Source organism: Dietzia natronolimnaea (assembly GCF_002289575.1).
Classification (GTDB): domain Bacteria; phylum Actinomycetota; class Actinomycetes; order Mycobacteriales; family Mycobacteriaceae; genus Dietzia; species Dietzia natronolimnaea_A.
The window spans coordinates 85,286-96,818 of the sequence record NZ_NTGA01000017.1; the positions used below are offsets into that span (position 1 = coordinate 85,286).

Consider the following 11,533-nt stretch of genomic DNA (forward strand, 5'->3'; position numbering starts at 1 on the left):
CGTGAGCAAAACCGTCTCACAGTTCGGACAGAACCAGTGGCTCGTCGACGAGATGTACGAGAGGTTCTCCAAGGACCCCTCTTCCGTGGACAAGTCCTGGCACGAGTTCTTCGACGCGAACCCCGGGGCAGCCGCCGGCCGTGATGCGTCGACGGGCTCGTCCGGAGCCGGCCGGGCCGCGGACGGGGGTGACACACGCACCGGTGGGAAGAACGGTGGCGAGAGGAACGGTGGCGGGAAGAAGGGCAAGAAGGTCTCCGCCGACGCATCCGGGGGCGACAACGCCACCCCCGACGCCAACACCCAGAAGACCTCGGAGCTGACCGTGGCCGACGTGTCCCCGGAGTCCTCGGCGAAAGACGTGGCCGCCAAGCCCGCCGACGACAGCACCCCCGCGCGCAAGGCCCGCGGCCAGGGCGTTCCCGCCCCCGTCCGATCGAACGAGACGCGCAAGAAGCCCGACGCCCCGGCCGCGAAACGGACCACGAAACCCGAGTACACGCCGCCGGAGGAGCCCGAGAACAAGGTCCTCCGCGGCCCGGCCAACGCCATCGTCAAGAACATGAACGCGTCGCTGACGTTGCCCACGGCCACCTCGGTCCGTGCGGTCCCGGCGAAGCTGATGATCGACAACCGGATCGTCATCAACAACCACCTCAAGCGGACGCACGGTGGGAAGATCTCGTTCACCCACCTCATCGGGTACGCCATGGTGCAGGCCGTCAAGGCCTACCCCAACATGAACAACTACTTCGAGGAGATCGACGGCAAGCCCAACGTCGTCACCCCGAACGGCATCAACCTGGGCCTGGCGATCGACATGAAGACCAAGGCGGGGCGCACCCTCGTCGTGGCCGCCATCCGGAACTGCGAGAAGCTCGACTTCCGCGGTTTCCTCGACGCCTACGAGGACATCGTCTCCCGCGCCCGCGTCGGCAAGCTGACGATGGAGGACTTCTCCGGCGTCAGCATCTCCCTGACCAACCCCGGAGGTATCGGCACGGTCCACTCGGTCCCGCGCCTCACCGTGGGACAGGGCGCGATCCTCGGCGTCGGCGCGATGGAGTACCCGGCGGAGTTCCAGGGTGCGAGCGACGAACAGCTCGCCAACAACGCCATCGGCAAGATCACCACGCTCACCTCCACCTACGACCACCGGATCATCCAGGGGGCGGAATCCGGCGAGTTCCTGCGCGAGATCCACCGCCTCCTGCTCGCCGACGAGTTCTACGACGAGATCTTCGACGTCCTCGGCATCCCCTACGAGCCGGTCCGGTGGCGCCAGGACATCACCGACCCGCGCGTGGACAAGGACGCCCGCGTCCTCGAGCTCATCGCGGCCTACCGCGACCGTGGTCACCTCATGGCGGACATCGATCCACTGGACGGTCGGCACGCCCAGCGTCGGCGCACCTTCCATCCGGATCTCGACGTCAACTCGCACGAGCAGACCCTCTGGGACCTGGACCGGAAGTTCTCCGTGGGCGGGTTCGTCGGCAAGGACAAGATGCGCCTGCGCGACGTCCTCTCGGCGCTCCGCGCGGCGTACTGCCGCAAGATCGGCATCGAGTACACGCACATCCTCGAGAACGACCAGCGACAGTGGATCCAGGACCGGCTCGAGGGCGTCGACGACAAGCCGACGGTCGCCGAGCAGAAGTACATCCTGTCGAAGGTCAACGCCGCCGAGGCGTTCGAGACCTTCCTGCAGACCAAGTACGTCGGTCAGAAGCGCTTCTCGTTGGAGGGCGCGGAGTCGGTCATCCCGATGATGGACGCCGTCATCGACGAGGCCGCCGAGTTCGCCCTCGACGAGGTCGTGATCGGGATGCCGCACCGCGGGCGTCTCAACGTGCTGGCCAACATCGTGGGTAAGCCCTATCGCCAGATCTTCACCGAGTTCGAGGGGAACATGGACCCCTCGGCCGCTCACGGCTCCGGGGACGTCAAGTACCACCTCGGCGCCGAGGGGATCCAGTACCAGATGTTCGGGGAGAACGAGATCAAGGTCTCGCTCACCGCCAACCCGTCGCATCTCGAGGCCGTCGACCCCGTCCTGGAGGGGATCGTGCGCGCCAAGCAGGACCTCATCGAGGACCCGGAATGGCGCGCGGAGTACCCGGTCGTGCCGCTCATGCTGCACGGTGACGCCGCGTTCGCCGGACAGGGTGTGGTCGCGGAGACCCTCAACCTCTCCCAGATCGACGGCTACCGCACGGGCGGCACGATCCACATCGTCGTCAACAACCAGATCGGCTTCACCACGGCGCCCGAGGCGGGCCGGTCGAGCCAGTACGCCACGGACGTGGCCAAGATGATCGGCTCGCCGATCTTCCACGTCAACGGTGACGATCCCGAGGCCTGTGTGCGGGTGGCCCGGTTGGCCATGGACTTCCGCCAGCAGTTCAAGAAGGACGTCGTGATCGACCTCGTCTGCTACCGCCGCCGCGGGCACAACGAGGCCGACGACCCGTCGATGACGCAACCGCGAATGTACGAGGTCATCGACGCCAAGAAGAGCGTCCGCCAGTCCTACACCGACGATCTGGTCGGACGCGGCGACATCACCGAGAAGGAGGCGGAGAACGCCCTCCGCGACTTCCAGGGTCAGCTCGAGCGGGTCTTCAACGAGGTCCGGGAGCTCGAGAAGCACCCGGTCAAGGCGTCCGAGTCGATCCTGCCCAACCAGCCGCTGCCCAAGCGCCTGGTGACGGCGGTCGACGAGTCGGTCATCCACGCCATCGGCGACGCCTTCGGCAACCTGCCGGAGGACTTCCACATCCACTCGCGGGTCAAGCCGGTCTACGAGGCGCGTCAGAAGATGGCCTACAACGGAAACATCGACTGGGCGTTCGCCGAACTGCTGGCGATCGGCTCGCTGGTCCAGGAGGGCCGGACCGTGCGTCTGGCCGGGCAGGACTCGCAGCGCGGGACCTTCACGCAGCGCCACGCCGTTGTGGTCGACAAGACCACATCGGAGCCGTACTCGCCCCTGCAGAACCTCGAGGACGCCGAGGGTCGCTTCGAGGTGTGGAACTCGGCGCTGACCGAGTTCGCCGGCGTCGGATTCGAGTACGGATACTCGGTCGGTGACCCGGAGGCGCTGGTGTTGTGGGAGGCCCAGTTCGGCGACTTCGTCAACGGTGCCCAGACCATCATCGACGAGTACATCTCCTCCGGTGAGGCCAAGTGGGGCCAGAAGTCCTCGGTCACGCTCCTCCTCCCGCACGGACACGAGGGCATGGGACCGGATCACACGTCGGGTCGCATGGAGCGTTTCCTGCAGCTGTGTGCGGAGGGCTCGATGACGGTCGCCCAGCCGTCCACACCTGCGAACTACTTCCACCTCATGCGCCGTCACGCCACGGACGGGATCAAGCGTCCGCAGATCGTCTTCACCCCCAAGTCGATGCTGCGCAACAAGAAGGCCGTCAGCGCCCTCGAGGACTTCACGACGGGCAAGTTCCGCTCGGTTCTCGACGATCCCACCTTCGTCGACGGTGGGAAGGACCCGGAGAAGGTCACGACCATGCTCCTGGTCTCCGGCAAGCTCTACTACGAGCTGGCGGCCCGCCAGGAGAAGGAAGGCCACGACCACATCGCGATCGTGCGGCTGGAACAGATCCACCCGATCCCGTTCCGCCGTCTCCGCGAAGCACTCGGGCACTACCCGAACCTCTCCGAGGTGCGGTGGGTGCAGGAGGAACCGGCCAACCAGGGCGCGTGGAGCTTCCTGGCCCTCAACCTGCCGGAGGTCATCCCGGAGTTCCCCCCGATCAAGCGGGTGTCGCGGCGGGCCATGGCGGCCACGTCGACCGGGCTCAGCAAGGTCCACGCGGTCGAGCAGAAGGCTCTCGTCGACGAGGCGTTCTCCTGATCACGGCCACGGGGTAGGCGCGGGGTAGGCGCGGGCCTCCGCGCCCCCGAGTCCGATCATCCGAATCCGCTACCCCACCGCAGGATCCGCTACCCGAATCGGGGTAGCGGATCCGACCGGGGGGTAGCGGATTCGTGCGTCGGGGGGACTCGGCTCCGGGAGTCAGTAGTCGTGCGAGTCGAGCCAGTAGTCGGCGAGAGCGGTCGGGGTGGATGTCCCGAACTCCACCCCGAGGAGCAGTTCCCGGACGTCGTCGGTGGTCAGCTCCCCGCTGATCCGGTTGACCAGGGCCAACTGGTCCTCCGAGAGGGAGCCCTTGCGGAACACCGGGACGAGGTGTTGGGCCAGGATCGCGTCCTCGTCGTCGTCCAACACCACCATGTCGTCGGGATCCAGCACCGGGTCGGTCGACTGGACCAACCCCACGCCGATCTCGCCCGCCCGCAGCGCCTCGAGGACCGCGCGAGGGTTCGGTCCGAGCGCCACCCGCCGCCCGAACCCACAGTCGTACGTCCCGCCCACGGCGGTGGCGAGCTCGCGGTCCGCGAGCGCCTCCTGGCGTCCGCCCAGCGTGAATTCGCCGCACCGGCTCTCGAGGTCGGACATGGTCCGTAGACCGCGGGTCTCCGAGGTGTGGCGGGTCACCACGTACACGGGGGCGTCCTCGGCGGGAGCCGGGTCGGCCGCCGTCACACCCTCGGGCAGTGCGGCCATCATCGCGCTGTAGACCTCGTCCGCGTCGACCGCCGTCGAGCGGGGATCGAACGAGCGCAACAGTTCCCCGGTGTATCCGATGGTGAAGGTGGCGTCCCCGCTCGTCACCGACTCGAGAACCTCGGTCTGGCTCCCGGACTGGGACCGGATGGTGGCCCGGGAGCCGGAGCGCAACAGCGCGTTGCCGTAGATGTGGCCGACGATCTCGGCCTCACCGAAGGATGCGGTCTCGATCACCACCACCGGATCGGGCTGGTGGGCGGGGATTATCGAGGACTGCGCCTGGCATCCGCTCAACCCCACCACGGCGGCCCCGGCGATCGCCAGTGCCCGGACCCCGGCCCCACCCCGCGACAGTCGCACCCGACCACGTCCTTCCTCGCCACGCCCGCACCCGCTGGTGCAGCACCTGCCCTACAGTCTCCCAGCAGCACCCTAACGGTCTCGTGTCCAGGCCCCACGCGCGATTGCCCGATAGTGTCAGGGCAACGATCGAGGGGAGCCCAGGTGCCCAGTATCCGCAGACTGCAGAGCACGACGACCGCTCCCGCGCCCCCACCCTCCCGGTTGACCGTCCCCACCGAACGCGCGGTGGTCGGCTGCGGTGTCTACGTCGACGGCGTCCGCGAGCCGGGCCATGTCACCCACCAGGCCGCGCTCGAACGCGTCCGCGAGACCGGGCGGGGTTTCGTGTGGATCGGCCTCCACGATCCGGACCGGCACCAGATGGAGGCGCTCGCGTCGGTGTTCGGTCTGCACGAGCTGATCACCGAGGACGCGGCCGCCGGGCGGCAGCGGCCCAAACTGGAGGTCTACGAGAACTCCCTGGTACTGGCGATGTCGACGGTTGAGTACCTCGAGCATCAGAAGGTGACCGACACCACAGACATCGTCTCCACCGGGGAGATCATGGTGATCCTGGGCCGGGATTTCGTGATTACCGTGCGCCACGGCGACGTCGCGGGCCTGTCAGGCCTCCGCACAGAACTCGAGGGGACGCCCGAGAGGCTGGCCCGGGGACCCGCGGCGGTGATGCACGCCGTGGTCGACCTGGTGGTGGACGGCTACCTGCGGGTCGCCGAGAAGATGTCACGAGAGGTGGACGATCTCGAGATCGCGGTCTTCGCCCCGCGAACGCGGGTCGGCATCGAGCAGATCTACGTGCTCAAGCGCGAGCTCCTCGAACTCAAGCACGACATCGCGCCGCTCGCGTTTCCCCTGCGGCGGCTGTCGGTCGAGCATCTGGATCTGATCCCCTCGGTGGTGCGGCACTACTTCCGCGACGTCCACGACCACCACACCCGGGTCGCCGCGGGGATCTCGACTCTCGATGAGCAGATCACCTCTCTGGTCCACGCCGCCATGGCGATGATCGGCGTCCAGCAGAACACCGACATGCGGCGGATCTCCGCGTGGGTGGCGATCGCCGTGGTGCCCACGATGATCGCGGGGATCTACGGGATGAACTTCACCAACATGCCCGAACTGCGGTCCGAGTACGGCTACTACGTGGTGCTCGGGGTCATGGCCGCCGCGTGCACGGGGTTGTTCCTGCTCTTCCGGAAGAACCGCTGGCTGTAGTCAGCGCGCCAGGCCCGGGTTCACCGCTCGGCGCGCGGGGTCGGTCACGTCGATCCCGGCCTCGGTCCACGCGTCCTCGAGTTCCGCGGCCCCCTTGAGCCGGACCCAGGCCGCCTCGGTGTGTGTCACCGGGACCGCGCGGAAGACCCGCACGGGCGCGGCCTCCCCGCTCAACTCGACGTCGGGGACCTCGGGCGCGCGCAGGACGACGGCCGTGAACGCCGCGCCCGGCCACAGCGGCTCGCCCAGGTCGATGAGTGCGCCCTCCGAGAGCACCAGACCCTCGACCGCCGGCGCGGCCGCGAGGACGGCCAGCGCGCGCACGACCCCGTCGACCCCGCCCCGGAGCACCAGGCAGAGCTCGGCCCGTGGCGCCGCCGGGTCGGGGACGAGGGCGGACGGGTCCCCCATGGGATCGGCCGAGCATCCGAGCGAGGCGTAGCGGACCAGCCCAGACTCCACGTCCACGAAGCGCAGGACCCGGATCGGAGCCGCACCCAGGAAGGTGACCGACGCCTCCTGCGGTTCCGGGCCGAGATGGGTGACCAGGTGCTCCCGGACCGCTGCCAGGACGGCCGCCGGGTCGGATCCGGTTCCCGGGAGGGTCACGAGAGGCCGAGGCGCGCGAGCTCGTCGCGGACCTTCTCGGCGTTCGCGGGCTCGCACAGGATGTCGTAGCGCCCGGCGACCAGCTGCGAGGTCGAGGCGAAGTCGCGCTTGCCCCGCGTCGCGGCGTAGGACAGCGACGCCGAGACCACACCGAACACCGAACCGCCCACGAGCCCGGTGAGGACGACCCCCCACATCGGCTGGGTGAAGATCCCGATGAGCAGACCCACGAAGAGCCCCAGCCACGCCCCGGTCGCCAGTCCCCCGAGCAGAACCTTGGGCCAGGTCAGACGGCCGGTGACACGTTCCACCTGCATGAGGTCCACGCCCACGATGGTCACCTCGTGGACGGGGAAGTCCTCGTCGGCGAGGTGGTCCACAGCCGCCTGCGCCTGGGCATAGGTCGGGTAGGAACCCACGACCCACCCGGTGGGTGGGGTGGGGAGCCCGGGCGTCTGCCCGCGGCCGCGCCTGCCGGAGGTCGGGGAGATCGGGGTGGTCATCAGTTCGGTCCTTCCGTCGCCGACCCGGAGGGGTCGGTCTCCTGTGCGCCCGACGTGGTCATCCCTGCGGCGCGGCCCCGCGCGGACACCACCAGGGCCATCTTGCGGCTGGCCTCGTCGAGCATCTCGTCTCCGAACATCAGCGCGCCCCGGGCCCCTCCCTCGGCCGACGTCGAGTGGGCGTAGGCGGCGAGGATCCCCTCCGCCTTGTCGAACTCGTCCTGGCGTGGGCTGAACACCTCGTTGCCCGCGTCCACCTGGGCGGGATGCAGGACCCATTTGCCGTCGAACCCCAACGCCGCGGTGCGCGCCGCCGCCCGCGTGAAACCCTCCACGTCCCTCACCTTGAGGAACGGCCCGTCGATCGCCTGCAGCCCGTGCGCACGGGCCGAGACGAGGATGCTCAACAGCACGTGGTGGTAGGCGTCCCCCGGCGCGTATCCCTCGGGCTGCTCCCCCACGGTGAGCGTGCGCATACCGATCGAGGCCATGAAGTCGGCGGGTCCGAACACCAGCGTCAGGACCCGGGGGCTGGCGGTGGCGATCTCATCGATGTGGGTGAGCCCGAGCGCGTCCTCGATCTGGGGTTCGATCCCGATGTGCCCTACCGGCAACCCCGCTGACTTCTCGACCTGGGTCAGGACCAGGTCGAGGGCCCGGACCTCCGCGGCCGACCGCGCCTTGGGCAGCAGTAGTGCGTCGACGTGCGCGCCTGCCCGGCCGACCACCTCGGTCACGTCGCGGACCGTGTACTCGGTGTCCCACGCGTTGACCCGCACGACGACGGTCGGCGCGGCGAAGCGCCCCGTGGTGAGCGCGTCGACGACGTTCTCCCGGGCCTGCTCCTTGGCCGGCCCCGCCACGGCGTCCTCGAGGTCGAGGAACACCTCGTCCACCGGCAGGCCGCGCGCCTTGTCGATCATCTTGACGCTGCTGCCGGGGACGGCGAGGACCGTGCGCCGTGGGCGGGCGCGGAGACCGGCGATCGTCGCCGCGGCGGAATCCGACAGTGCGGGATCCGTGTGCTGGGCGGGGGTCATCTGCGGGCACTCCCTTCCGGTGCGGTGCGGGCGGGGTGCGATCCACCACCCGGTGACTAACCTGGTCCGCATGGCGAACCTCAACAAGGCTTTCGTCGCCAGGCTAGCCGGACTGCCCGTGATCGGCCCTGACGGGGACGACATCGGGCGGATCCGTGACGTCGTGGTGACGATGCGTGCCCGGCACAAGCAGCCCCGGGTGCTCGGACTGGTGGTGGAGCTTCCGACCCGTCGGCGGATCTTCGTCCCGATGTTGAGGGTCGCGGCGGTCGAGCCCCGTTCGGTCGCGCTCATCTCCGGAACCATCAATCTTCACCGGTTCCAGTCCAGGCCCGGGGAGAACCTCGTGCTCGGTGCGCTGGTGGACTCGATCGTCGGGGTCGATCCGGACCGCAGTACGACCGGCATCGCGTCCCCCGGCGCGTCCGGGTCTGCCGGCACGGCCCTGTCGGCGCCGGCGGCGCGCTACCAGGTGGTCGACGTGGAGATCGAGCAGCAGCGCACCCGCGATTGGCTCGTCTCCCGTCTGGCCGTCCGGGTTCGACGCGGGCGCGGACCACTCGGTCGCCGGGGGCCGGTGTCGATCCAGCCGTGGGCTCGGATCGAGGGGCTGGACGACGACGCCATCGGCACCCCCGAACACGGGGCCGAGAGCCTGGTCGAACGCTATGCCGATCTCCGGCCGGCGGACGTCGCGCACGCCCTGCGGGAACTGCCCGAGGTGCGCCGGCTCGAGGTAGCCCGCACCCTCGACGACGAGCGGCTCGCGGACATCCTCCAGGAACTCCCCCACGACGAGCAGACCGAGATCGTGACCCGGCTCGAACTCGAACGGGCGGCGGACGTCCTCGAGGCGATGGACCCCGACGACGCCGCGGACCTGTTGGGGGAACTGCCGGAGAAGGACGCGGAATCGTTCCTCGAGCTCATGCACCCGGACGACTCCGCTCCGGTCCGGCGCCTGCTGACGTTCGACGCCGACACCGCCGGCGGGCTCATGACCCCCGAGCCCATCATCCTGTCGCCGCAGACGACCGTCGCGGAGGCCCTGGCCCACTGCCGCAATCCCGACCTGAGCCCGGCGCTGGCGAGTCTCGTCTTCGTGGTCCGGCCCCCCACGGCCACCCCGACGGGGAAGTACCTCGGCTGTGTCCACATCCAGGCACTGCTCAGGGAGTTGCCGTCGACGATGGTCGCCGAGACCGTGGACACCAGCCTGTCCACCCTGCGCCCCACGGATTCGGTCGACTCGGTGACCAGGTTCTTCGCAACGTACAACCTCGTGTGCGGCCCGGTCGTCGACGACGAGGGGCACCTGCTGGGGGCGGTGGCGGTCGATGATCTCCTCGATCACCTCCTCCCCGAGGACTGGCGTGACATGGACCTGCACGACAACAGAGAGGGACGTCGGTGACCGAACCCGGTACACGCTCGACTCTCTCGACCCCCGTCACCTCACGGCGGCCCCGCATCAGCGTCGATCCCGACGCCGTGGGTCGATACAGCGAGGCCATCGCACGCTTCTTCGGAACCGGCCAGTATCTGCTGATCCAGACGGTCGTCGTCATCGTCTGGATCCTCATCAACGTCACGGTGGTGGCGCTGCGCTTCGACCCCTACCCGTTCATCCTCCTCAATCTCGCCTTCTCCACCCAGGCGGCCTACGCGGCGCCGTTGATCCTGCTGGCACAGAACCGGCAGGAGGACCGGGACAAGGAGTCCATCGCCGTGGACAGGTTGCGCGCGACCCAGACCAAGGCGGACACCGAGTTCCTGGCCCGCGAGTTGGCCTCCGTCCGGCTCTCCGTGGGTGAGACGGTCACCCGCGACTACCTCCGCCGCGAGCTCGACGACCTCAAGAGCTCGGTCGAGCGGATCGAGGCCCTGCTCGCGACCCGGGATTGTGATGGCGGTAACACCGAACCGGTCAAAAGCGATTCAGACACCAGGGGCCGGAGGTAGCGTCGACCCGCACGGCAGCGATGTCACGACGCACCCCGCTCGAGACACCGTCCGGACGTTGTAGGGGGAGCTTTGCGCAAGATCGCGCACGATACTGATCGACGGGCACTGACCAGCGCGGCGGTCGCCGTGGGTGTGATCGGCATACTCACGGCCGTGAGCCTGACCATGGACCACAGTCGGCCCACCGGCGCATCCGGCATCGTCCAGGCGGCCGAGACCGCGGCCCAGGATCCGACGACCGCATCCGGTACCACCTCCCCGACCACCGAGACACCGCCGCCGAGCGAGACGGACGATCCCGGGGCCGCACACATCGAGCCGGCGACGATTCCCGACGGCCCCCTGGGCATCCCCGGGATCGCCCTCGACGCCTACCACCGCGCCACCGACCGCCTCACGATCGAGAAGCCCGAGTGCGAGATGGACTGGACCATCCTCGCGGGTATCGGTCAGGTCGAGTCCAACCAGGGTCGGGGCCGCTTCGATGCGCAGGGCAACACCATCGGTCGGATTCTCGGTCCCCGCCTGGACGGGTCGCTGCCCGGAACCGCCGTCATCACCGACACCGACGGTGGGAGGTTCGACGGAGACACCGAGTACGACCGGGCGGTCGGGCCCGTGCAGTTCATCCCGTCCACCTGGGCTGTGCTGGGCAGGGATGGCAACGGCGACGGTGTTGCCGACCCCAACAACATCTACGACGGCGCTCTCGCGGCCGCGACCCTGCTGTGCGGACAGGGCGGTTCGATGGGCGACCCCGCTGCGCGCACCCGGGCCATCCTCGCCTACAACAACTCGCTCGCCTACGTCGCCAACGTCAACGCCTGGGCCCACGGGTACGCCGTCAACGCCTACCCGTTGCCCGCGGACCTGCCGGAGATCCACAAGCCCGAGCCGATCGTGGAACCCCCGGCGACCCCCGAACACTGCCCGGACGGCTGGGTGGGGCGGCCCACCGCCCCGCCGGCGCCTCCCCGGCAGGGAGAGCCCGGAGAGCCCGGTGCCCCGGTGCCCGGATGTACCGAGGTGACCCCGACGCCCGCCCCGCCCACGGAGCCCGCACCACCGTCCCCGTCCCCGTCCCCGGAGAACTTCCCGGCTCCTCGGCCGCCCGCACCGCCGGCACAGGTCGCCCCGGCCCCACCCGCGTTGCCGGTCTTCGAGCTCCCCTGCATCGCGCCGTTCTGCGCGCCACCACCCGCCTGAATCGCCCGCCCCCACCCCGACGCCCCCACCCCGACGCC

At 69.3% G+C, this 11,533-nt stretch carries 9 protein-coding genes; 5 read left to right on the top strand and 4 right to left on the bottom strand.

Annotation, left to right across the window (positions count from 1 at the left end; all coding sequences use genetic code 11):
- The first annotated feature begins 1 nt into the window (after position 1).
- Entirely contained in the window at positions 2 to 3,877 is a 3,876-nt protein-coding gene (locus CEY15_RS10060) for a multifunctional oxoglutarate decarboxylase/oxoglutarate dehydrogenase thiamine pyrophosphate-binding subunit/dihydrolipoyllysine-residue succinyltransferase subunit (protein ID WP_428844194.1), read from the top strand.
- Between the two features lie 162 nt (positions 3,878 to 4,039).
- On the opposite strand, the gene CEY15_RS10065 is transcribed toward CEY15_RS10060, so the two are convergent.
- Positions 4,040 to 4,954, bottom strand: coding sequence for a glycine betaine ABC transporter substrate-binding protein (locus CEY15_RS10065; RefSeq protein ID WP_017837102.1), 915 nt, complete (start codon positions 4,952 to 4,954; stop codon positions 4,040 to 4,042).
- A gap of 144 nt (positions 4,955 to 5,098) precedes the next feature.
- On the opposite strand from CEY15_RS10065, the gene CEY15_RS10070 reads away from it, so the two are divergent.
- Positions 5,099 to 6,172, top strand: a complete 1,074-nt coding sequence (locus CEY15_RS10070; protein WP_245847501.1) for a magnesium and cobalt transport protein CorA — start codon at positions 5,099 to 5,101, stop codon at positions 6,170 to 6,172.
- On the opposite strand, the gene CEY15_RS10075 is transcribed toward CEY15_RS10070, so the two are convergent.
- The 3 genes from CEY15_RS10075 to CEY15_RS10085 are packed head-to-tail and all read right to left on the bottom strand — an operon-like array spanning position 6,173 to position 8,324.
- Entirely contained in the window at positions 6,173 to 6,781 is a 609-nt protein-coding gene (locus CEY15_RS10075) for a suppressor of fused domain protein (protein WP_176475074.1), read from the bottom strand.
- On the bottom strand, positions 6,778 to 7,284 hold the full coding sequence (locus CEY15_RS10080) for a general stress protein (protein WP_017837105.1): 507 nt from the start codon (positions 7,282 to 7,284) through the stop codon (positions 6,778 to 6,780). The genes CEY15_RS10075 and CEY15_RS10080 overlap by 4 nt, the downstream gene beginning before the upstream one ends.
- Positions 7,284 to 8,324 (bottom strand): HpcH/HpaI aldolase/citrate lyase family protein, encoded by a 1,041-nt coding sequence (locus CEY15_RS10085; RefSeq protein ID WP_095718327.1) that lies wholly within the window; start codon positions 8,322 to 8,324, stop codon positions 7,284 to 7,286. Before CEY15_RS10085 ends, CEY15_RS10080 begins: the two co-directional genes overlap by 1 nt.
- Before the next feature lie 70 nt (positions 8,325 to 8,394).
- On the opposite strand from CEY15_RS10085, the gene CEY15_RS10090 reads away from it, so the two are divergent.
- The 3 genes from CEY15_RS10090 to CEY15_RS10100 all read left to right on the top strand — a co-directional run bounded on the left by CEY15_RS10090 (position 8,395) and on the right by CEY15_RS10100 (position 11,495).
- Positions 8,395 to 9,738: a magnesium transporter MgtE N-terminal domain-containing protein gene (locus CEY15_RS10090; protein ID WP_095718328.1), complete on the top strand. Its 1,344-nt coding sequence runs from the start codon at positions 8,395 to 8,397 to the stop codon at positions 9,736 to 9,738.
- Positions 9,735 to 10,286, top strand: coding sequence for a DUF1003 domain-containing protein (locus tag CEY15_RS10095; RefSeq protein ID WP_095718329.1), 552 nt, complete (start codon positions 9,735 to 9,737; stop codon positions 10,284 to 10,286). Before CEY15_RS10090 ends, CEY15_RS10095 begins: the two co-directional genes overlap by 4 nt.
- Before the next feature lie 156 nt (positions 10,287 to 10,442).
- On the top strand, positions 10,443 to 11,495 hold the full coding sequence (locus CEY15_RS10100) for a lytic transglycosylase domain-containing protein (protein WP_245847505.1): 1,053 nt from the start codon (positions 10,443 to 10,445) through the stop codon (positions 11,493 to 11,495).
- The last annotated feature ends 38 nt before the right edge of the window (positions 11,496 to 11,533 follow it).

Bases quoted from the DNA above. Each gene is read 5' to 3' on its own strand.
- CEY15_RS10085 (WP_095718327.1), bottom strand. From the start codon at position 8,324: ATGACCCCCGCCCAGCACACGGATCCCGCACTGTCGGATTCCGCCGCG.
- CEY15_RS10090 (WP_095718328.1), top strand. From the start codon at position 8,395: ATGGCGAACCTCAACAAGGCTTTCGTCGCCAGGCTAGCCGGACTGCCC.
- CEY15_RS10080 (WP_017837105.1), bottom strand. From the start codon at position 7,284: ATGACCACCCCGATCTCCCCGACCTCCGGCAGGCGCGGCCGCGGGCAG.